This is a genomic window from Polaribacter sp. HL-MS24 (assembly GCF_032758595.1).
Lineage (GTDB): Bacteria > Bacteroidota > Bacteroidia > Flavobacteriales > Flavobacteriaceae > Polaribacter.
In genome coordinates, this window is the sequence record NZ_CP136415.1 from 1,615,042 (window position 1) to 1,636,782 (window position 21,741).

Sequence of the window (21,741 nt, forward strand, 5' to 3'; positions counted from 1 at the left end):
ATGGAACAAAACGAATTGTATCCCATTTTTTTAAAAACACATCAACTAGAAACATTAATTGTTGGTGGAGGTTTTGTGGCTTTAGAAAAGTTGTCATTTTTGATGAAATCGAGCCCCAATTCGAAGGTCACAATGGTTTCTCCATTTTTTAGAGAAGAAACTCAAGAACTCGCAAATCGATATCACATTGAAATGATTCTCGACCAGTACCATGCAACTTATTTAGATCACAAGCATATGGTAATTGCGACCACCGATAAGATTGATGTAAATATTCAAGTATACAAAGATTGTAAGGCCAAAAACATTTTGGTAAATGTAGCCGATAATCCTCCATATTGTGATTTTTATATGGGAGGAATTGTCACCAAAGGAAATGTGAAAATCGCGATTTCAACCAATGGGAAATCACCTACAACAGCCAAAAGGTTACGGCAGTTTTTTGAGGATGTAATTCCCGAAGATATTAATGATATGGTGAAAAATTTAAACGAATTCAGAAAAACAATCAAAGGTGATTTTGAACATAAAGTAGCTACGTTGAACGAATTCACAAAAGGATTAATTAAAAAATAATAGTAAAATGATTACAACAGATATATTAATTATAGGAGCGGGTCCCACAGGATTATTTACCGTATTTGAAGCAGGGTTGCTAAAATTAAAGTGTCATTTAATTGATGCTTTGCCACAGGCAGGTGGACAGTGTTCTGAAATTTACCCAAAGAAACCCATTTATGATATTCCTGCTTACCCAGAGATTCTTGCAGGTGATTTAACCAAAAACTTATTGGAGCAAATCAAACAGTTTGAACCTTGGTTTTACTTTTGGAGAACGTGCAGAAACCATCGAAAAACAAAAGGATGAAACTTTTATTGTTACCACGAACAAGGGGACTCAGCATCATGCAAAGGTTGTTGCCATCGCAGGAGGACTCGGATCTTTTGAGCCTAGAAAACCATTGATTCCCAATATCGCAAATTTTGAAGACAAGGGAGTCGAGTATATTATCAAAGAACCCGAATTGTATAGAAATCGAAAAATTGTCATTTCTGGTGGAGGAGATTCTGCGTTAGATTGGGCGATTTTCTTGTCGAATATCGCTTCAGAAGTAACCTTAATTCACAGAAGAAATGAGTTTCGTGGGGCTTTAGATTCTGTAGAAAAAGCACAGGAGTTAAAGAATTTAGGAAAGATCAATATCATTACTCCTGCAGAAGTCGTAGGACTTTTGGGAACAAGGCGTCTTACTGGTGTTGCTGTTGAAAAAAAAGGGGAAGATTCCTTTATCATTGATGCCGACCATTTTATTCCGCTGTTTGGACTGTCCCCAAAATTGGGACCTATTGGAGAATGGGGGCTTGAGATTGAGAAAAATGCCATTCTCGTGAATAATGCATTGGATTATCAAACCAACATTCCAGGGATTTATGCTATCGGTGATGTAAATACCTATCCAGGAAAATTGAAATTAATTTTATGTGGATTTCACGAAGCAACTTTAATGTGTCAAAGTGCATATAAGAGAATTTTTCCAGACAAAAAATATGTTATGAAATATACCACAGTAGGAGGTGTGGATGGTTTTGATGGAACCCGAAAAGAAGCTCCAAAAGCTGTTGTGAAATCCATCCAATAATTTAATTTTTTTTAAGACCTTTGAGTTTTTATAAAAGACATACAATTCGTTACGAATGCAAGACATCAATATAAAAGTTACAGATAGGAATGGCGTTACTCACGATGTAATCGCTCCTACAGATATGGCAATGAATTTAATGGAGGTAGTTCGATCGTACGAATTGGCACCAGAAGGAACCATCGGAATTTGTGGTGGTATGGCAATGTGTGCCTCTTGTCAGTGTTATGTAAAGTCAGATCATGAGTTGCCCGAAATGTCAGAGAGTGAAGATGCGATGTTGGCAGAAGCGTTTTATGTGGAAGATAATAGCCGATTGGCATGTCAAATTCAAATGACAGCCGCTCTCAATAATTTAGAAATTGAATTAGCACCCGAATATTAATTTGAAAACAAACGATACTACATCCCCAAAAAAAATAATCAACTACAACATGTGTCTTAGAGATGTTGTAGGAGATTTTACCAAAGAGTTAGTTCATTGTTTATTTGATTCGCAATATCAAGACATTCACCTTGAAGATACGAAGCATCTTTTTTTGAAGATTTTAAAAAAGTTAGCCATTCAAAATGAAGACTCTCTGTGGAACGCTTTTGAAAATTCCTTTCAAGAAATTCGGACCAAATTAGATTTAGATGCCCTCGCTGCATTTGAAAACGATCCTGCGGCAAAATGCATCGAAGAAATTTATTTGGCATATCCTGGTTTTTATGCTATTGCGGTCTACCGATTGAGTAATTGTTTACTCAAATTAGAATTGCCAATTTTACCACGAATGATGAGCGAATTTGCGCACAGTTCAACTGGAACAGACATTCATCCAGGAGCAGAAATTGGACATCCTTTTTTTATAGATCATGCTACAGGAATTGTAATAGGAGAAACCACCATTATCAAAAATAATGTTTCTATTTATCAAGGAGTTACTTTAGGAGGTATGCAAGTACACAAGCGCTTGGCAAAAACAAAAAGGCATCCTACCATTGAAAATAATGTAGTGATCTATGCAAATGCTACTATTTTGGGGGGTAATGTTGTGATTGGTGAACACTCTGTCATTGGTGCAAATGTATGTGTTACCGAATCGATTCCTCCAAATTCGCTAGTCACGGTACAATCAGAAAATCAAATTTCTCAAAGAAAATAATCAGATGAAAACAAAAAGCATCATCGATTTTGTTGGAAATACACCTTTAATTGAAGCGAAAAACATCATTCAAAAAGAGGGAGTGAGATTGTTTTTGAAGTTGGAAGGACACAATCCTGGTGGAAGTGTGAAAGATAGAGCTGCTTACAATATGATTTCCGAAGCTCTAAAAAGAAAAGACATTCAAAAAGGAGATACTTTAATTGAAGCGACCAGTGGAAATACAGGAATTGCGTTGGCACTAATGGCGAAGGTTTTAGGAGTGAACATGGTCGTGGTTTTGTCTGAGAATTCTACAATCGAGAGAATAAAGACGATGAGGGCTTATGGTGCAGAAGTGTTTTTAACTTCCAAAGAGTTGGGCGTAGAAGGTGCTATTGATTTTGCACTCAAATTAAAAAAAGAAAAGGGTTATTTTCAACTCAATCAGTTTGACAATCCCGACAATGCCAATGCGCATTTTAAAACTACTGGACCAGAAATATGGAGCGACACCGGAGGAGAAGTTACTCACTTTGTTTCTGCCATGGGGACTACAGGGACCATTATGGGAGTTTCAGCCTATTTGAAAGAACAAAATCCCTTGATCACAATTGTTGGGGCTCAGCCCAAAGAAGGTTCTAGAATACCAGGAATCAGAAAATGGTCAGAGGAATATTTACCAGCAATATTTGATAAAAAAAGAGTAGATATGATCACCGAGGTAAGTCAGGAGCAAGCAACTATTATGGCCCGAAGGCTGGCGCAAGAAGAAGGTGTATTTGCTGGAATGAGTAGTGGAGGCTCTGTTCATGTTGCAGTTGAACTGGCAAAAAAACTTCAAAAAGGAATTATAGTAGCAATCATTTGTGACCGAGGAGATCGCTATTTATCATCCTCCCTTTTTGAAGGACAATAACCTTAAAAAAAGGTTTAAAAAGTAAAAAATATTGCGTTAATTTGCAACTTAGTTCATTACTTAATATAATGTTATCAAGAAAGGTGGAGGGATTAGACCCGCTGAAACCTTAGCAACCCTTAGTGAAAACAAAGAAGGTGCTAAATTCTACTTTTATTCTGAATATAGATTCAAGGTTAAAGAGAGATAACGGAAAGAATTTTTCTTCTTTTCCTGATAACATTTTACTTTAAAATTCAGGAATGTCAAACATTTATAAAGAAATCCAAAAAAGAATCCTTGTGCTCGATGGAGCAATGGGAACCATGTTGCAGCAATATCATTTTTCGGAAGAAGACTTCAGAGGAGAACGCTTTAAAGATTATCCAAGTCCTTTGCAAGGAAACAACGACTTGTTGTCATTAACTCAACCCAAAGCAATTGAGGACATTCATGCCAAGTATTTTGCAGCTGGAGCAGACATCGTAGAAACCAATACTTTTTCAGGAACATCCATTGCAATGGCAGATTATCAAATGGAAAATTTGGTTTATGAGCTTAACTATCAATCTGCAAGTATTGCCAAAAAAGTGGCCCAAACATTTACCCAAAAAGAACCTCACAAACCACGGTTTGTAGCAGGAGCTATTGGACCTACAAACAAAACAGCTAGTTTGTCTCCTGATGTCAATCGACCAGAGTATAGAGCCATTACCTTTAACGAATTGCGCGTTGCATACAAACAACAAGTTGAGGCCTTGATTGATGGTGGTGTCGATTTATTATTGGTAGAAACAATCTTTGATACCCTGAATGCCAAAGCAGCATTATTTGCCATTGAGGAAGTAAAAGAAGAACGAAATATTGAAATCCCAATCATGGTATCAGGGACGATTACGGATGCTTCAGGAAGAACACTCTCAGGGCAAACTGTAGAAGCGTTTTTGACTTCAGTTTCACACATCCCATTGTTTTCTGTAGGATTTAATTGTGCCTTAGGAGCCCAACAATTAGAACCTTATTTGAGTAGATTGTCTCGAGCAACCGATTTTTATACATCGGCGCATCCAAATGCTGGTTTGCCCAATGCGTTTGGTGAATATGATGAGACACCAGAACAAATGAAAGGTTTTATAGAAAGTTATTTAAAAGACAATTTGATCAACATCATAGGAGGCTGTTGTGGTACAAGTCCAGAACATATCAAGGCGATTGCAGATGTGGTGGTTCATTATCAACCTCGGAAAGTTGAAATTTCAAAATAACCCTTTCAGGGTTTCAAACCCTGAAAGGGTTAAAACACAAGAAGTAAATATGATGCTAGAAATGGACATTTTACAGTTAAAAAAAACAATAAACGGATTTATTAATTAGGATAAAAAAGTATGATTGATAAAACGATTCAGAGTCAAAAACCATCAACCACAACCTCTCGAAGGAGTACTGGTCTTGATCGATGTTTAACCCTATCTGGTTTAGAACCTCTAATAATTACTCCTGAAAGTAACTTTGTAAATATTGGCGAGCGTACTAATGTCACTGGCTCACGCAAATTTCTTCGACTGATTAAAGAAGAAAAATACGAAGAGGCTTTAGCGGTTGCTAGAGATCAGGTAGAAGGAGGTGCGCAAATTTTAGACATTAATATGGACGAAGGAATGTTGGACGGTGTGTATGCTATGACCACCTTTCTAAATTTGATTGCTTCTGAGCCAGACATCTCTAAAATTCCTTTAATGATTGACAGTTCCAAATGGGAAATCATTGAAGCAGGATTGCAAGTAGCTCAGGGGAAATGCGTTGTAAATTCCATTAGTTTAAAAGAAGGGGAAGCCGAATTTATTCGACAAGCTAAACTCGTAAAGCGCTATGGTGCTGCCGTTATAGTCATGGCATTTGATGAAATAGGGCAGGCCGATAACTATCAAAGACGTATCGAAATCTGTGAACGCTCATACAGAATATTGGTAGATACTGTAAAGTTTAAACCCCAAGACATTATCTTCGACCCCAATATTTTCCCTGTAGCAACAGGAATGGAAGAGCACCGAAAAAATGCCTTGGATTTCTTTAAAGCCACCCAATGGATTCGTGAGAATTTACCGTATGCAAATGTATCTGGAGGTGTGAGTAATGTCTCTTTTTCTTTTCGAGGAAACAACACGGTACGGGAAGCAATGCACTCTGCATTTTTATACCATGCCATTCAGCATGGAATGAATATGGGGATTGTAAATCCGACCATGTTGGAAATTTACGATCAAATTCCGAAAGATTTATTAGACGCTGTAGAAGATGTTTTATTGGATCGAAAAGAAGATGCAACAGAGCGTTTACTGGATATTGCTGACAGTGTAAAAGGAACTAAAAAAGAAAGTGAAGCCAAAGTTTTAGAATGGCGAGGTTTTCCTTTGCAAGAACGAATTACCCACAGTTTAGTTAAAGGAATGGATGCTTTTATTATAGAAGACATTGAGCTAGCTAGACAAGAAGCGGAAAAGCCTATCGAAGTAATCGAGGGGAACTTAATGATTGGGATGAATGTCGTTGGAGATCTTTTTGGAAGTGGAAAAATGTTTTTACCTCAAGTAGTGAAATCGGCACGTGTTATGAAAAAAGCAGTGGCATATTTACAACCTTTTATTGAAGCTGAAAAGGATGGGAAACAAGAATTTGCAGGGAAAATATTAATGGCAACCGTAAAAGGAGATGTACATGATATTGGAAAAAACATAGTCTCTGTGGTCTTGGGATGTAATAATTATGAGATAATCGATTTAGGAGTGATGGTTCCTCCAGAAAAAATTATTGAAACTGCCAAAAGAGAACAAGTAGATGCAATTGGATTGAGTGGATTGATCACTCCTTCCCTCGACGAAATGGTCTATTTAGCAAAAGAAATGGAAAAAAATGATTTTTCTGTTCCCTTATTAATTGGAGGAGCCACTACCTCAAAAGCCCACACTTCAGTAAAAATTGCACCCAATTATTCGAATGCTGTTGTACATGTAAATGATGCATCTAGAGCAGTCACTGTGGTCGGAAATTTATTGAAAAATGATGGGGGTATCTATAAAAATCAAATTCGAGAAGAGTATGATGTGTTTCGCGAGAAGTTTTTAAATCGATCCAAATCCAAAGAATATATTACTTTAGAGGAAGCTCGAAAACGAAAATTCAATATTGATTGGAATTCTTCTAAAATTTTTAAACCCCATCAATTAGGGATTCAGGAATTTCAAGATTTTGACATTCGCTTATTGGAAGAGTTTATCGATTGGAGTCCTTTTTTTAGAAGTTGGGACTTGCATGGAAAATACCCAGAAATTTTAACAGATGAGGTGGTAGGAACACAAGCCACAGAATTGTTTGCCGATGCTCAAATCTTGTTGCAGAAGGTTTTTTCAGAAAAATTGTTAAAAGCGAAAGCAGTCTTTGGATTGTTTCCAGCAAACACCGTTGGAGACGATGATATTGAGGTCACAAAAATTTTAGGAGAAGGAGCTGAAGTAGCAACAGCACAAAATGAAGCAGCTTATCAGTTTCTTACTTTACGTCAGCAATTAAAGAAAAGAGAAGGAGTTCCTTCTTTTGCCTTGGCCGATTTTATTGCTCCTAAAGAAAGTGGTGTGCAAGATTATATGGGCGCTTTTTGTGTGTCTACAGGTTTTGGAACCAAATCCTTAGCAGAAGCCTTTGAAGCAGATAATGACGATTACAATTCCATAATGATCAAAGCATTGGCGGATCGGTTGGCAGAAGCATTTGCAGAGTATTTGCACAAAGAAGTAAGAACGACCTACTGGGGGTATGCTTCTGGTGAGCAATTGACAAACAGCGATTTGATCAAAGAAGGATACAAGGGAATTCGTCCAGCACCGGGTTATCCTGCCTGCCCTGATCATTTAGAAAAAAATACCATTTGGAAGCTTTTGGATGTTTCGGAACGAATTGGTGTCGAATTGACCGAAAGTTTGGCAATGTGGCCAGCGGCCAGTGTTTCCGGTTATTATTTTGGGAATGAAAAAGCCAAGTATTTTGGGTTGGGAAAAATTACGGAAGATCAAGTACAGAATTATGCAATACGAAAAGGGATTTCTGTCGAGGATGCTCTTAAATGGTTGCATCCTAACTTGGCAGAATAGTCTGCTTTAGTCGCTGTAGTGGGACCTTTTTGCGTTGATTCGGGTTTGAACAGTATAAAAGATAGAACAAAAAGTGCGACCCTAATGGGAACGCCTAAAAAAAATAAAAGAATAAAAATTTAAAGAAGTTTCACAGAGATGAAAGTTACAGAGCATATTGAACAAGCAAAAGGCAAAACATTGTTTTCATTTGAAATTATTCCACCAAAGAAAGGAAAAAGCATTCAGGAATTATACAATAATATAGATCCTTTAATGGAGTTTCAACCACCCTTTATTGATGTAACTACTTCTCGAGAGGAGCACGTATATGTTAAAAAGCAAGGCTTGTTAGAACAGAAAATAACACGAATGCGCCCTGGGACTTTAGGGATTTGTGCCGCATTAAAACACAAATATCAAACCGATACAGTGCCTCATGTATTGTGTGGAGGTTTTACCAAAGAAGAAACCGAATACTTGTTGGTAGACTGTCAGTATTTGGGAATAGACAATGTGATGGCGTTGCGAGGAGATACCATGAGTCATCAAAAATATTTTGAAGCAACTGATGGCGGACATTTGTATGCTAAAGATTTGGTTGCGCAGATTCACGATTTAAATGCGGGTAAATATTTGCATGATGTGCTGGAAGTAGATCATCGAGCGAATTTTTGTATTGGTGTTGCCGGGTATCCAGAAAAACATTTGGAAGCACCATCCTTACAAACCGATTTGAAACGACTCAAAGAAAAAGTAGATGCGGGGGCAGATTATATCGTTACCCAAATGTTTTTTGACAATCAAAAGTACTTTGAGTTTGTAGCTGCAGCAAAAGAAGCTGGGATTCATGTGCCTATTATTCCAGGAATCAAACCTTTAGCAATACAAAAGCATTTACAATTATTGCCTCAGGTCTTTAAAATTGACTTGCCAGAAGCATTAATTAATGCTGTAGAAAGTTGCAAAGACAATGCTCAAGTGCGAGAAGTGGGTATAGATTGGGCAATTGAGCAGTCTAGAGAATTACTGCAAGCAGGGGTGCCAGTATTGCATTACTATTCGATGGGAAAATCTTCCAATATTAAAAAAATAGCTTCTGAACTCTTTTAAATAAACGTATAGTAGCAGAAAGATAAAGAGCATTGATAGACTAATAATCAAAAGCAATTTCACAATAGGATAAGTGCTAGAATATTTACTTACATTTGTGCTAGAATAAACTGAAATAAAAATTTAAAAATAAATATTATGGCATTAGAAATTACAGATGCAAATTTTGACGAAATCGTATTAAAATCAGACAAGCCTGTATTGGTTGATTTCTGGGCAGCTTGGTGTGGACCTTGCAGAATGGTTGGTCCTATCGTTGACGAAATTCATACAGAATATGATGGAAAAGCTATCGTAGGAAAAGTAGATGTTGATGCAAATCAAGAATTTGCTGCCAAATATGGAGTGCGTAATATTCCTACCGTTTTGATCTTTAAAAATGGAGAAGTCATCGACAAACAAGTTGGTGTAGCTCCAAAAAATGTTTACACAGGTAAAATTGATGCTGCTTTATAGAAGTAGTATCCGTTTTTTAAAATATCAAAAAGGTTTGGCTAAGGTCAAACCTTTTTTTATTTTTAGTCCTTAAGTTTCCTTTATAAAACATCTAATTGGTAATCCATTTAAAAAAGGTAAAGTAAAAAGAGCATGAATCTATCGGAAATAAACTCTTCAGAAATTAAAAATCTAGACATTCTTGCAAAACAAGTAGTCGAAGGGTTTATTACAGGAATGCACAAAAGTCCATTTCATGGATTTTCGGTCGAATTTGCAGAACATACCTTGTATAACAAAGGCGAAAGTACCCGTCATATTGATTGGAAATTGTTTGCCAAGACAGAAAAACTATACACCAAAAAATACGAAGAGGAAACCAATTTGCGCTGTCATATCATTATAGACAATTCGGCATCCATGCATTATCCTGAAGTAGAAACACAGACTCTCTCCTCTTTGAATAAAGTTGGGTTTTCTGCTGTGGCTGCAGCCTCACTAATGGAAATTTTAAAAAGACAACGTGATGCTGTTGGCTTAAGTGTGTATGCTGATACCTATGAGTATTACGCTCCAGAAAAAGGCAGTGAACGGCATCGTAAAATGATTCTAAGCCAGCTGGAAAGCCTTTTAACGACAACTTCTCGCAAGGCTACAGAAACGTATCAATTTTTACATGAAATAGCCGAAAATATTCACAGGCGATCGTTGATTTTCTTATTTACAGATATGTTTCAGGCCAATGCAGAAAAAACAGCATTGTTTGAGGCTTTGCGGCATTTAAAATACAACAAACATGAGGTTGTTTTGTTTCACACTTACGATGGAAAAACAGAATTTAATCTCGAATATGATGGTTCTCCTAAAAAATTTGTTGATGTTGAAACTGGTGCTTCGGTAAATGTATTTTCGAAAAACATTCAACAACAATACAGAGAGATGGTTGGTACGTATTTTAATGAGCTGAAAAATAAATGTTTACAATATAAAATTTCTTATTTCCCTATTGATATCCGTCAGGGATTTCATGAAATATTAACAGCCTATTTAATAAGTAGAAAAAAAATAAAATAATTATTGTTTTTCTGTTTGCATATCTAAAAATGTATACTATATTTGCACCCGCTATTAGCAACGGTTTGGTAGTTCAGTTGGTTAGAATACCTGCCTGTCACGCAGGGGGTCGCGGGTTCGAGTCCCGTCCAGACCGCAAAAGCCTTGATAATCATTTGATTATCAAGGCTTTTTCAATTTCAATATTTCCCTGTTTTATTTCCTAGAATAAGTTACTCGAGGTGAATCCTCATTCATTTCAAAAGTTTCTATTCAATTTTCGCTATTTTTTAGAGAAATTGAATGAATGGATATTGGTTGTTTTTTTGGAAAAGAAAAAGTTATGAGATTTAGTGTTTAGAAATTGAAGAACTTTTTTTCTATAACAATGGTCTCTTATGATCAAGAATCAATTGATAAACACTTTTTTTTCATAGCAATATAAATTTGAATGTGCCTAAAAAAAGATTCTTTCTCATAACAATTTTTTCAAAGATACGATTCGATTTTCAGCAGTTCAAATTTGGACCTTTTTTGGACTTTTTTGTAAAAATGTAGCTCATTAGCAGTCCAAAACAAGTCCAAAAGCAGTCCAAAAATGCCGAGAAATGAAAAATTTGACTAAATTGTATGATAAAAAGCTACCCCTTGAAATACAAAATCTTAAAAGATGCGATAATTTCCAAGTTTGGGAAAGATATTGCAGACTCATCCAGTGCAAAAAATTTAATTATTTCCATTGCCAACGAAACCGGCGAGGAGGTTAGTTACAATACCATCCGTCGTTTTTTTGGATTGATCGACCATCATCAATCGAATTATCATCTTAAGACTATTAATATACTTTCTAGGTATTGTGGATTTAAAAATTATTCAGATCAAGAAAAGCATTATGCAAGTTTTAAATCGTGGAAACTGATCAATACCATTGGCTTTTCTAAAAATAAAATTGAAAAATTCGATGAAATTGTAAAAGAATTGGAAAAATTAATTTCAATTGATTCAAGCTCATTATTGTATTTAGCAATCTTAACAGACCGGTTATTACTTCAAAGTAATGAAGAACAACTCGTGCAACTTTACAACATTAAAATTGAAAATATTTATGAAGAGAATATGTTGATGCAGGTGACCAATTGTTGTAATTTATTTGCCAATAATTTAAGAAACTATACCTTTAAAGACCGTAATAATTTACTCCAATTATCAAAAAAGGAAACTTTTGTAAGACTTTATCTTCATCATTTTATTGATTATGGGGTGAATCAAAATTATATAGATCTACTTGAGAATACCGATGATTCAATTTTCAATTCGACAGATTTAGCCTATAAATACTTATATTTAGACCGATATTATTTTTTAATAGGGGATAAAAAAAATGTAACATTTAAAGGCATAGACATTCCCTTTAGTCAGATCACTGTTGACTTTGTCCGAGGAAGATGGATTGCATCAACATATATGAAGGACCCAAGTAGATTTAACTTTGATACGTTTATGGAAAAGGGTATGAAATCAATTTTGTTAGCTACCGAAGTTCTTGTTTTTGCGCTCATTGAAAATGATTTTTCAACCATAGAAAAAGTCTGCTCTTATTATGATTTTGAAAATATTAAAAGTTTGGCTTGGCACAATACAAATGAAAAAATCATATTAGAACTTTTTTTAATATTGAATGCACACCTTAAGAACAAAACAATACAATCTACGCTGCAAGGAACCAATATTGAAGAGAATTCAAATTTTCAATGTTTAGAATACAATACTGCGATTTTTCTTTACATTCAAACGATTATCGAAGGAGATTCTCCTGAATTAAAAGAGCAATTCGAAATAATTAAAAGAAAAACATATTTATACAATTTAGATTATCAGCAAGCCGTCAGACTGCATAGCTCTTTATGTCTACTTTAGGCTACATTTTGTGGAATCGAAAAGCAATCTTCGAGGCTCTAACTTGAGGATCGTTTGGTTTAAGAATTTTTTAATTAACAGCCTTGTGCAGCCGCAGTTTCCAGATGGTTCATTGGTAAAGGAGAGAGGTAGGGGATCCCTAATCCCAACCCGCGGAGTACAAACAAGAGCCCCATAAGCACTACTGCATAAGGAATGATTTGCTGTATCCTTTTGCGAACTATTCTATTCGTGAAATTCCCAAGATATATCACTACAGTCATTAACGGTATGGTGCCTAGTCCGAAGAAAAATAGATAGATGCTACCCCAAAAAGCAGTTGTCATAGTCAACGCCCCCAATAGCGCCATATATACGAGTCCGCAAGGTAAAAAACCGTTGAGAATACCAACAGTGAAAAAGGTGTCATTTCCTTTTTTTTGAGTTCTTTTCCCAAGGAATTTTTCAACTTAAAAAGAAGGATATTAATTTTTTTTGAAAATTGAATTTTAGAAATTAGTTTGGGAAAAACGATGAAGAGAATCATACTTAGTCCAACTACAATCGATAATTGTTGTTGAATTCCAAAGAAATAAAACCCTTTTCCTAAAAATCCAAAGAGCAAACCAATCAAGCTATAAGTGAACAGCCTTCCAAAATGATAGCTTATAATCTGTAAAAAACGTTTTACAGGACGCTTTCTGTCTACAGGTAACAAAAATGCAATAGGTCCACACATACCCATACAGTGAAAACTTCCTAAGAGTCCAAATACAAACGCAGAAAACAACATTTAGTAGCTGATTTTTTTTATTATTAAATACTCTTTTTGCTGATGATTCCATGATATTTGAATGTTCCAACGACCATCTACTAAACGTTCCTCAGGCACGAGCAAATGTGTGTTAGAAAATGAAATTGGAATTTCAAAATCTAACTGTTTATTAGATGGTCTGTATAGGAACACCTTTCCGTTGATTTCTTTAAAAGGAAAATCGAAAGGAAATACTATTTCTAAGCCTTTTAGACCTTTTTTGACAGTTATTTTTTCGTTGAAAATCGAAGCATTTTGTACGGCATCGATTTCATCTTGAAACTGAAGTTCTTTCTGATAATATTTTTCTGTAACAAGATCATGTTCATACTTGTCGTCGGTAGTCATATTGATTACAAAGTACATGATAAAGCTCATAAAACTGATAATCGTTATTACAATCCCTGTTCCCCAATTCCATTTCATCTCTTCTGATTTTATGTTCTCTATTGTGCATTATTGATAACTTCTTGGACCTAAAAAATTGGTCGTAGTAGTTTCAATCAATTTGTCACCGCTAAAAACTCCAATTTCCAGTCTTTCTTTATCGCTTTTTAAAGCAGAAGCGTTTAATTCGATAAAGAGTGTTCCTTCTGCCGAACCTTCTTTCTGTATGCTAAAATGATGATTGGATACCAGCTTAATCGTTCCTGTATGAGACAAGATTTTATAGCTAACATCAGAAATTTTGTTTTTGGTTTTATTGATTACTTTATAGGTATACACATTGCTGATTATATTGTTTTCTTTGTGTTGATATAATTGTCCAAGGCAATCTTAAAATGGTTGCTTCTACATCGTTGCGTAGGAACAACATTCCAACCAATACGCCAATCAGAATGAATAGAACTGCAGAATATCCTTTCATTCTTGCTGAAAATCGGAAGGGTTTCTTTAAAGCGATGTTTTCTTCACTCGCATATCGAATCAATCCTTTTGGTAGGCCAACGTGTTCCATCATCGTATCACATTCATCGATACAGGCTGTGCAATTGACACATTCTAATTGGGTGCCGTTTCGAATATCGATCCCTGTTGGACAGACTACTACACATTGCTTACAATCGATACAATCTCCTTTTCCTGTTTTTGCTCTTTCTTCGTTTTTTTTGAATTTCGCTCTTCCTTTTTTTCCTTCTCCTCGCACATAATCATAAGCGACATTGATGGTTTTGTTATCTAAAAGTACGCCTTGTAATCTTCCATACGGACAAGCAATGATACATACCTGCTCTCGAAACCATGCAAACACAAAATAGAATACCCCTGTAAAAATGGTAAGTGAAATGAAGGTATGCATATTGTCAAAAGGACTGTTGCTGATGAATTGAATGACTCGATCTCCACCAACTAAATAGGCTAAAAAAACATTGGCAATAAGAAAGGAGATGACAAAAAATAGCAACCATTTTAATAACCTTTTTCTGATTTTCTCTGCATTCCAAGTTTGTTTGTCCAAACGAATTTGCTTTCCCCGATCTCCATCAATCCAATATTCTATTTTCCGAAAAACCATTTCTAAAAAAATAGTTTGTGGACAAATCCATCCACAGAAAATCCGTCCAAAAATCACCGTAAAAAGGATGACAAACACTACTCCAACAATCATAGAGATGACCAGCAAATGAAAATCTTGAGGCCAAAATGGAAATCCAAAAACTGAAAACTTTCGTTCGATAACATTGAATAATAAAAACTGATTCCCGTTGATTTTGACAAAAGGAGCACTAAGTAAAAAAGCCAGCAAAAAGGAACTCACGTAACTCCGGTATCGATACAATGAGCCATTGGGTTTTTTGGGAAATACCCATGCACGTTTTCCCTCTTCATTAATTGTTCCAATACTGTCTCTAAAACGTTCTTCTTGCCTTTTTTCCATTATTTAGTTATCAAAGCTGCTTTGTTTAGACTATTCTAAAGAGCTGTCTACCCACTTATTACCCTCGGGTGTTTTGGCTTTTAAAGGTGTAGTTCCTTGTAGCGAAACAACATAACTTGCTACTTTGGCAATGTCTTCAGCTTTTAAAGTTTTGCCCATAAGCAATCATCCCTTTTCCATCTCTTCCTCCATTGGAAATCGTTGAAAAGATATTTTTAATTCCTCCTCCTAGAATCCAATATTCATCTGTGAGGTTAGGGCCTATAGAGCCTCCACCATCTGATAAGTGACAAGAGGCACAATTTAATTTATAAACTGCTTTTCCTCTTTTTAAATCTGAGGCGCTTGTTAATAGGGTTATATTGTCAACATTGATGATATCAGTAGCTGTTGCTTTGTAATTAGAAACTTCCTTTTTAGCTTGCGCCACTGCGTTTTCATATTCATCTATTTGAGTATCTCCATCTAAAACTTCAAAACGCACCAGATATATAACAGCGAACAGTATGGTTACATAAAATAGATATACCCACCAAGGTGGAAGTGAATTGTCCAATTCTTTGATACCATCATAATTATGGTCCAATACTATTCGGGCATTTTCTTCCTCAAGAGATTCTGATTTATCTCCCATCGAGAAGAATTTTCTCAACCAGTTATCCGATGGTTTTGGTTCAATTCCCCATTTTTCATTTTGCAATTCACGGGCTTTTTTGACGGCCAATCCTATGACGATTTCTTTTAAAATTATCACTGAAAATAAACCGATTATTGCTGTCCATACAATCGGATGTTCATAGACACTCAAAGGGTTTTCATATACTTCAAACGCTTTTAAGAGTCCTGTAAAAGTTGCGATTACAAAAATCACATATACGATAGATTGAAAATATTGTTTCATATTCTTTAAGTTTAGGAGTCTAAGGGTAAGTTTTTTACCTCATTGATATAGCTTTTTTTTGCTGTAAATACCCACCAAAAGAGGATGATAAAAAAAGTAAAAAAAATGATTAATGAGATTAACGGATAAATTTCTATTCCGGTAATACTCTCCATATGGTTTTTTATATATTTCAACATGCTGGTTGTTTTATTGGTTTTTTACTTTGATGTCGGTACCCAATCGTTGGATATAGGCAATTACAGCTACAATTTCTCTATTTCGCATTTCAATAAAATCATTGCCATTTTCTGAGGCATAGGCCTTATCCGCTTCATAGTTTTTAGCAAAGTCGGGATCATCATGTAAGTTCGCTTCAATTTGAGCCCCTTGGGCTGCCATAAGTTGATGCGCATTTTCGATTTCGGTATCTGTATAGGGAACTCCCAAAGAGACCATAGTTCTCATTTTATCTTGAGTTTGGCTCTTGTCTAGTTCGCTAGTGATTAGCCATTTGTAAGAAGGCATGATTGAATTTGGCGAGGTGCTCTGTGGGTCGTACATATGATTCAAATGCCAGCTATCTGAATACTTTTGACCAATTCGATGCAAATCAGGACCTGTTCGCTTAGATCCCCATAAAAATGGGTGGTCGTATACAAATTCTCCTGCTTTAGAATAAGGACCGTATCGCTCTACTTCACTTCGAAAAGGTCTGACCATTTGGGAGTGGCATCCTACACAACCTTCACGAATATAAATATCTCTTCCTTCTAATTCTAAAGGTGTATAGGGCTGTACACTACTGATAGTTGGAATATTTGACTTTACCAGCAGGGTAGGAATGATTTGGATCATCCCTCCAATTAGAATGACAATCGTAGCATAAATGGTTAATTTGATTGGTTTTCTCTCTAGCCAAGTGTGATAGTCTTCTCCTTTTGTTCTATATTTTGAAACTTTTGTTAAAGCTGCTGCCTCTGCGAGTTCATCGGTGACATCGCTTCCTGCTTTGATCGTTTTGATTACGTTGTATAGCATCACAAGAGCACCAATAATATATAAAGATCCCCCTATAGCTCGCATCCAATACATCGGAATGATTTCGGTTACGGTTTCTAAGAAATTTCCATAGGTCAATGAGCCATCTGGATTGAATTGTTTCCACATTGATGCCTGTACGACCCCTGCAATATACATGGGTAAGGCATAGAGAATAATTCCTAAAGTCCCAATCCAAAAGTGGAAATTTGCCAATCCTTTCGAATATAGTTGTGTTTTAAATAATTTTGGAATCATCCAATACAACATTCCAAAGGCGAAGAAGCCATTCCAAGCCAATGCACCAACGTGTACGTGAGCAATAATCCAGTCACTAAAGTGTGCAATAGCATTTACACTCTTTAAAGACAGCATTGGGCCCTCAAAAGTGGCCATTCCATAGCCTGTAATTGCAACTACCATGAATTTTAAAACAGGGTCTACTCGAACTTTATCCCATGCACCTCTAAGGGTAAGTAATCCGTTGATCATTCCTCCCCAAGAGGGAGCGATTAACATCACAGAAAAAGCTACCCCTAAATTTTGTGCCCAGTCCGGTAAGGAGGTATATAGTAAATGATGAGGTCCTGCCCAGATATAGATAAAGATTAATGACCAAAAGTGAACAATAGACAGCCTGTAGGAATACACGGGTCTTTCTGCCGCTTTAGGAATAAAAAAATACATTAATCCTAAGAAGGGCGTTGTTAAGAAAAAGGCTACTGCATTGTGTCCATACCACCATTGAACAAGTGCATCTTGCACTCCAGCGTATACAGAATATGATTTTAAGAAGTTTACGGGTAAAGCAAGACTATTAAAAATATGCAAAACCGCTACTGTGACAAATGTGGCCAAATAGAACCAAATGGCAACATATAAGTGGCGTTGTCTTCTTTGTAGGATAGTCCAAATCATATTGACACCAAAGGCAACCCATACTAGGGCAATTGCAATATCAATTGGCCATTCTAATTCGGCATATTCTTTTGACGTAGTATATCCTAAAGGGAGTGTGATTGCTGCTGCAACAATAATCGCTTGCCATCCCCAAAAGTTGAAACTGCTTAAAAAATTACTTGCCATTCTCGTTTTTAACAATCGTTGTAACGAGTAATAAACCCCAGCAAAAATAGCATTTCCTACGAAGGCAAAAATAACAGCATTGGTGTGCAAAGGTCTTAGTCGACCAAAACTTAACCAAGAAATTCCATCAGTAATATTTGGAAATAAAAACATAAGAGCTAACAGTAGCCCCACAGTAAAACCGACGATTCCCCATAATAAGGTCGCGTAGATGAATTTTTTTACGATTTTATTATCATAATAAAATTGTTGCAGTTCCATAGTTTCGAATTTAATTTTTGATTATTTGTTTTTGTTTTCTTGTACCAATTCGTCCTCAAATAACATTCGTACTGAAGGCGTATAAAAATCATCAAACTGTCCATTCTTTACAGAGTATAGAAATGCAATAAAGAAAACAATAGCCACTAAAATGCTTAGTGTTAGCAGTAGGTAGATTACGCTCATATGTTGCCTGATAATTTTAGTTCAAAAATAATATTGATGGTTTTCTTAAAATATGATTTTAGTCATGTTTAGTTTTAAAAAAAATATTTTTCAAAAGCTAAATTCCATTTTTGAATTAGCTTCGGTTCAATTTATTTCCTAGATAATTAGTTGCAACATTTGTAAAAACAACAACACTAATAGAGCTAATAGGCATCAAGATAGCAGCAATAATGGGGGTTAGTTGTCCTGTTATTGCAAAATACAACCCAATACTATTGTAGCATAAAGAGAGAATAAAACAATATTTTATAATTTGAATTGCCTTTTTGGAAGCATCCATAAAAGCAGCAATTTTATCAAATTGTGAAGCGTCTAGAATGGCATCACATGCGGGAGAAAAAACATTGATATTTTCTGACAGGGCAATCCCTACATCACTTTGTGCCAAAGCACCTGCATCATTTAATCCATCGCCAATCATGGCTACTTTTTGATTGTCTTTTTGAAAATTTTCAACCACCAATAATTTGTCTTTTGGTTTTTGGTTGAATAGGAGTGGAGTTCCTTTTGGGAGTATCTTTTGCAAGTAGTTTTTTTCACCTTCATTGTCTCCAGAGACTACTGCCAATTGAAATTTATTTTTTAGCCTATCAAAGACTTTTTCAAGACTGGCTCTATAGGAATTTTTAAAGGTAAATTTTCCTTTGTATGTTTTACCAAAACGTAGGTGAATAGATGTATCTAATTGAGAATTATCCCCCTCGTTTTTTACAAAATAAGAAGAACCTAGTGTCAAATTATTGTCCTGATAACGAGCTTGAATTCCGCTACCTACAACTTCTCTATACTGAAATATTTCAACGGTTGGGGTCTCTGTAAATGTTGCATACAAGTTTCTGCTCAACGGATGGTTTGAGGCTCTTAAAGAACTTTTTAAAATGCTTTTTTCTAATGAAGTTAAAGGGGTGCCTTCATAGTAAAAGCGATTTTCTTTATGAGTGGTAAGAGTTCCTGTTTTATCAAAAAGAATACGGTCAATTTTTGCCAATTGTTCCACAACTATGGTGTTTTTTAGGTAAAATTTATGTTTTCCAAAGATGCGTAAGAGATTTCCAAGGGTAAAAGGTGCTGCCAAAGCTATGGCACATGGACAGGCGATAATTAAAACGGCGGTAAAAACATTCAGTGCTTTGCTTGAATCGTGGTATAGCCAAAAGGAAGCTGATAAAATGGCGATGCTTAGAACTCCAATCGTAAAATTTTTACTAATGGTATCGGTAATGGTTTTAAAATGGGATGGTTGGTCTTTTTGAAAAACAGCATTGCTCCACAACTGGGTGATATGACTCTGTGAAAAAGGGGTCAATACTTCTATTTCTATCACGCCAGCTACTTGTTTACCACCAGCATACAATTTATCTCCAATTTTTTTGTTGACAGGAACGGCTTCTCCGGTAACAAAACTATAATCGATCTGTGCATGCCCACTTGTTAAAATTCCGTCTACAGGAATAAGTTCTTGATTCCGGATGAGTAAATGATCTCCTTTTTGAATCTTATAAATTTGTACATTTTCTTCTTTTGAATCTTTTATGCGTGTTACTGCAATTGGAAAGTAGGATTTGTAGTCGCGTTCAAAGGATAAAAATTGGTAAGTTTTTTGCTGAAAATATTTACCTAATAGAAGGAAGAAGACCAGCCCCGTTAAGCTATCAAAAAAACCAGAACCTAAATCGAAGAGAATTTCGACTACACTACGAAGAAATAAAACTGAAATGCCCAATGCAATGGGGACTTCAATATTTAAGAGCTGTGATCGCAGTCCCTTATAGGCAGAAATAAAATAGTCTTTTCCAGCATAAAATACTACGGGTAGTGAAAAGAAAAACATGAGCCATCGAAAGGTGATTTTGTATTTTTCGATCCAAAAACCATCTACTTCAAAATACTCAGGAAAAGAGAGAAACATCACGTTTCCAAAGGCAAAACCAGCAATGCCTAACTGATACAACAGGCTTCTGTCAAGAACTTTTTTTTCACGTTCATACTCCTCTAGATGGATGGAGGGTTCGTAGCCAATGGTACCTAAAATAACTACTATTTCTTTGAACGAAGCTTCTTTAGGATGAAAGGTAATTCGAACAGTTTTTTTTGGAAAATCAACTTGAGAATGTATAACTCCTGGGTTCAATTTGTGTAAGTTTTCTAAAACCCAAATACAAGAACTACAATGCATTTGCGGGATGAACAAGGTTGCCACTTGGGTATTTTCGTCAGAAAAATCTAATAATTTTTCAGTGATTTCTAGATGGTCAAGAAAATCATATTTTCCTTGAATTTCAGTAGGAATGCTCCTAGTTTTTCTTGAAAATTATAATAGTTGCTTAAATCATTTTCAGAAAAGATCTCATAGACGGTTTTACATCCGTTACAACAGAAAATTTTATTGTCATATGGAATAATTGTATGATTACAATAATTTCCACAGTGAAAACAGTGTTTAGAATTCATAATTACTCAGTGCCTATTGCAAAATTGAATGAAAAGAGATCCTTAAAACATGATATTTATCATCTTTTGTTTATATTTGAATAAAAAATTGAATAAAAAATATGAGCAAATGTGAACAGTGTATTGTTCGGAAATTGAATTCTCTAAGAGAACTCTCTAAGGAGGAGTTGTTGAGAGTATCTAATTGTAAAACCTCCAAACAGGTAAAAAAAGGAGAACTTATTTTTGATGAAGGAGATCATCTCAATGGAGTTTTCTGCCTTCAAGAAGGGATTTGTAAAGTTTCCAAAATGAGTGCGAATGGTCGCAATCAAATAATCAGTTTGATTCAAAAAGGGAGTTTATTGGGAGAGCGAAGTTTACTTTCTGAGGAAGCTTCCAATTTAAAAGCGATTGCCTTGACTGATATGCAAGTGTGTTTTATCCCAAAAGATGAGATTATGAGAGATCTTCGAAAAAACCCTAATTTTTCGATGAGTGTTTTAAAAACCATGGCGGATACCTTGAAGCAAGCAGATAATTTAGTTGTTGATATGGCTCAAAAAACCACCAAAGAACGTCTGGCAGAAACTCTTCTGTATCTAAACACTTACTTCTATTCTGCAGAAAAGGGGTATATTGAGGTTCACTTATCCCGAAAAGATTATGCGGATATTATTGGAGCTGCTACAGAATCTACGATCAGATTACTTACGGATTTTAAGAAAAAAGGAATCATTAAATTTATTGGGAAAAACATTTCTATTTCGAATTTGAGAGAGTTGGAGAAAATTGCGAGTGGTTTTTAAAAAATCAGAAGCATCAATACCCCAAAA

Annotated in this window: 17 protein-coding genes, 1 tRNA gene, 4 pseudogenes and 1 riboswitch; of the genes and pseudogenes, 13 read left to right on the forward strand and 9 right to left on the reverse strand. The window is 35.6% G+C overall.

Annotated features, from left to right (window positions below; translation table 11 throughout):
* From RRF69_RS07580 to RRF69_RS07635, 12 genes and pseudogenes are all read left to right on the forward strand, one after another.
* Entirely contained in the window at positions 1 to 576 is a 576-nt protein-coding gene (locus RRF69_RS07580) for a bifunctional precorrin-2 dehydrogenase/sirohydrochlorin ferrochelatase (RefSeq protein WP_316939229.1), read from the forward strand.
* A gap of 7 nt (positions 577 to 583) precedes the next feature.
* Positions 584 to 1,640: pseudogene (locus tag RRF69_RS07585) on the forward strand (NAD(P)/FAD-dependent oxidoreductase).
* Between the two features lie 55 nt (positions 1,641 to 1,695).
* Positions 1,696 to 2,025 (forward strand): 2Fe-2S iron-sulfur cluster-binding protein, encoded by a 330-nt coding sequence (locus tag RRF69_RS07590; protein WP_316939230.1) that lies wholly within the window; start codon positions 1,696 to 1,698, stop codon positions 2,023 to 2,025.
* A 49-nt stretch (positions 2,026 to 2,074) separates the two neighbouring features.
* Positions 2,075 to 2,788, forward strand: coding sequence for a serine O-acetyltransferase EpsC (gene epsC, locus RRF69_RS07595; RefSeq protein ID WP_316939231.1), 714 nt, complete (start codon positions 2,075 to 2,077; stop codon positions 2,786 to 2,788).
* Between the two features lie 4 nt (positions 2,789 to 2,792).
* Positions 2,793 to 3,686: a cysteine synthase CysM gene (cysM, locus tag RRF69_RS07600; RefSeq protein WP_316939232.1), complete on the forward strand. Its 894-nt coding sequence runs from the start codon at positions 2,793 to 2,795 to the stop codon at positions 3,684 to 3,686.
* A 68-nt stretch (positions 3,687 to 3,754) separates the two neighbouring features.
* Positions 3,755 to 3,879: riboswitch (SAM riboswitch) on the forward strand.
* Between the two features lie 49 nt (positions 3,880 to 3,928).
* The gene (locus RRF69_RS07605) at positions 3,929 to 4,930 is read left to right on the forward strand and encodes a homocysteine S-methyltransferase family protein (protein ID WP_316939233.1); all 1,002 of its coding nucleotides are present in this window, start codon (positions 3,929 to 3,931) and stop codon (positions 4,928 to 4,930) included.
* A gap of 120 nt (positions 4,931 to 5,050) precedes the next feature.
* Complete coding sequence (metH, locus tag RRF69_RS07610; protein WP_316939234.1) at positions 5,051 to 7,810, forward strand: methionine synthase; 2,760 nt, start codon at positions 5,051 to 5,053, stop codon at positions 7,808 to 7,810.
* 138 nt (positions 7,811 to 7,948) lie between these two features.
* A complete protein-coding gene (gene metF, locus RRF69_RS07615) occupies positions 7,949 to 8,902 on the forward strand; it encodes a methylenetetrahydrofolate reductase [NAD(P)H] (RefSeq protein WP_316939235.1) in 954 nt (317 codons plus the stop codon).
* Positions 8,903 to 9,040: 138 nt separating this feature from the next.
* On the forward strand, positions 9,041 to 9,358 hold the full coding sequence (gene trxA, locus RRF69_RS07620) for a thioredoxin (protein ID WP_316939236.1): 318 nt from the start codon (positions 9,041 to 9,043) through the stop codon (positions 9,356 to 9,358).
* Between the two features lie 132 nt (positions 9,359 to 9,490).
* Entirely contained in the window at positions 9,491 to 10,411 is a 921-nt protein-coding gene (locus RRF69_RS07625; protein ID WP_316939237.1) for a DUF58 domain-containing protein, read from the forward strand.
* 62 nt (positions 10,412 to 10,473) lie between these two features.
* Positions 10,474 to 10,547 (forward strand) — tRNA-Asp (locus RRF69_RS07630).
* 491 nt (positions 10,548 to 11,038) lie between these two features.
* Complete coding sequence (locus RRF69_RS07635) at positions 11,039 to 12,307, forward strand: hypothetical protein (protein ID WP_316939238.1); 1,269 nt, start codon at positions 11,039 to 11,041, stop codon at positions 12,305 to 12,307.
* 74 nt (positions 12,308 to 12,381) lie between these two features.
* On the opposite strand, the pseudogene RRF69_RS07640 reads toward RRF69_RS07635, so the two are convergent.
* The 9 genes and pseudogenes from RRF69_RS07640 to RRF69_RS07680 form a co-directional block, all read right to left on the reverse strand.
* Positions 12,382 to 13,079, reverse strand: a pseudogene (locus tag RRF69_RS07640) (sulfite exporter TauE/SafE family protein).
* Positions 13,080 to 13,526 carry a FixH family protein gene (locus tag RRF69_RS07645; RefSeq protein ID WP_316939239.1) on the reverse strand — a complete coding sequence of 149 codons (447 nt, stop codon included), beginning with the start codon at positions 13,524 to 13,526 and terminating at the stop codon, positions 13,080 to 13,082. It lies immediately after the preceding pseudogene.
* Between the two features lie 30 nt (positions 13,527 to 13,556).
* Positions 13,557 to 14,979 (reverse strand): annotated as a pseudogene (gene ccoG, locus RRF69_RS07650) (cytochrome c oxidase accessory protein CcoG).
* Positions 14,980 to 15,009: 30 nt separating this feature from the next.
* Positions 15,010 to 15,138 carry a hypothetical protein gene (locus tag RRF69_RS07655; protein WP_316939240.1) on the reverse strand — a complete coding sequence of 43 codons (129 nt, stop codon included), beginning with the start codon at positions 15,136 to 15,138 and terminating at the stop codon, positions 15,010 to 15,012.
* Positions 15,116 to 15,880: a cbb3-type cytochrome c oxidase N-terminal domain-containing protein gene (locus tag RRF69_RS07660; protein ID WP_316939241.1), complete on the reverse strand. Its 765-nt coding sequence runs from the start codon at positions 15,878 to 15,880 to the stop codon at positions 15,116 to 15,118. Before RRF69_RS07660 ends, RRF69_RS07655 begins: the two co-directional genes overlap by 23 nt.
* An 11-nt stretch (positions 15,881 to 15,891) precedes the next feature.
* Positions 15,892 to 16,059, reverse strand: coding sequence for a CcoQ/FixQ family Cbb3-type cytochrome c oxidase assembly chaperone (locus RRF69_RS07665; protein ID WP_316939242.1), 168 nt, complete (start codon positions 16,057 to 16,059; stop codon positions 15,892 to 15,894).
* A 10-nt stretch (positions 16,060 to 16,069) separates the two neighbouring features.
* A complete protein-coding gene (gene ccoN, locus RRF69_RS07670) occupies positions 16,070 to 18,247 on the reverse strand; it encodes a cytochrome-c oxidase, cbb3-type subunit I (protein WP_316939243.1) in 2,178 nt (725 codons plus the stop codon).
* Between the two features lie 21 nt (positions 18,248 to 18,268).
* The gene (ccoS, locus tag RRF69_RS07675; protein ID WP_316939244.1) at positions 18,269 to 18,433 is read right to left on the reverse strand and encodes a cbb3-type cytochrome oxidase assembly protein CcoS; all 165 of its coding nucleotides are present in this window, start codon (positions 18,431 to 18,433) and stop codon (positions 18,269 to 18,271) included.
* 115 nt (positions 18,434 to 18,548) lie between these two features.
* Positions 18,549 to 20,926, reverse strand: a pseudogene (locus tag RRF69_RS07680) (heavy metal translocating P-type ATPase).
* A gap of 101 nt (positions 20,927 to 21,027) precedes the next feature.
* Here RRF69_RS07680 and RRF69_RS07685 point away from each other — a divergent pair.
* Positions 21,028 to 21,714, forward strand: a complete 687-nt coding sequence (locus RRF69_RS07685; RefSeq protein WP_316939245.1) for a Crp/Fnr family transcriptional regulator — start codon at positions 21,028 to 21,030, stop codon at positions 21,712 to 21,714.
* Positions 21,715 to 21,741: the final 27 nt, after the last annotated feature.

Bases quoted from the DNA above. Each gene is read 5' to 3' on its own strand.
- RRF69_RS07580 (WP_316939229.1), top strand. From the start codon at position 1: ATGGAACAAAACGAATTGTATCCCATTTTTTTAAAAACACATCAACTA.
- RRF69_RS07590 (WP_316939230.1), top strand. From the start codon at position 1,696: ATGCAAGACATCAATATAAAAGTTACAGATAGGAATGGCGTTACTCAC.
- epsC (WP_316939231.1), top strand. From the start codon at position 2,075: ATGTGTCTTAGAGATGTTGTAGGAGATTTTACCAAAGAGTTAGTTCAT.
- cysM (WP_316939232.1), top strand. From the start codon at position 2,793: ATGAAAACAAAAAGCATCATCGATTTTGTTGGAAATACACCTTTAATT.
- RRF69_RS07605 (WP_316939233.1), top strand. From the start codon at position 3,929: ATGTCAAACATTTATAAAGAAATCCAAAAAAGAATCCTTGTGCTCGAT.
- metH (WP_316939234.1), top strand. From the start codon at position 5,051: ATGATTGATAAAACGATTCAGAGTCAAAAACCATCAACCACAACCTCT.
- metF (WP_316939235.1), top strand. From the start codon at position 7,949: ATGAAAGTTACAGAGCATATTGAACAAGCAAAAGGCAAAACATTGTTT.
- trxA (WP_316939236.1), top strand. From the start codon at position 9,041: ATGGCATTAGAAATTACAGATGCAAATTTTGACGAAATCGTATTAAAA.
- RRF69_RS07625 (WP_316939237.1), top strand. From the start codon at position 9,491: ATGAATCTATCGGAAATAAACTCTTCAGAAATTAAAAATCTAGACATT.
- RRF69_RS07645 (WP_316939239.1), bottom strand. From the start codon at position 13,526: ATGAAATGGAATTGGGGAACAGGGATTGTAATAACGATTATCAGTTTT.
- RRF69_RS07655 (WP_316939240.1), bottom strand. From the start codon at position 15,138: ATGGGCAAAACTTTAAAAGCTGAAGACATTGCCAAAGTAGCAAGTTAT.
- RRF69_RS07660 (WP_316939241.1), bottom strand. From the start codon at position 15,880: ATGAAACAATATTTTCAATCTATCGTATATGTGATTTTTGTAATCGCA.
- RRF69_RS07665 (WP_316939242.1), bottom strand. From the start codon at position 16,059: ATGTTGAAATATATAAAAAACCATATGGAGAGTATTACCGGAATAGAA.
- ccoN (WP_316939243.1), bottom strand. From the start codon at position 18,247: ATGGAACTGCAACAATTTTATTATGATAATAAAATCGTAAAAAAATTC.
- ccoS (WP_316939244.1), bottom strand. From the start codon at position 18,433: ATGAGCGTAATCTACCTACTGCTAACACTAAGCATTTTAGTGGCTATT.
- RRF69_RS07685 (WP_316939245.1), top strand. From the start codon at position 21,028: ATGAGCAAATGTGAACAGTGTATTGTTCGGAAATTGAATTCTCTAAGA.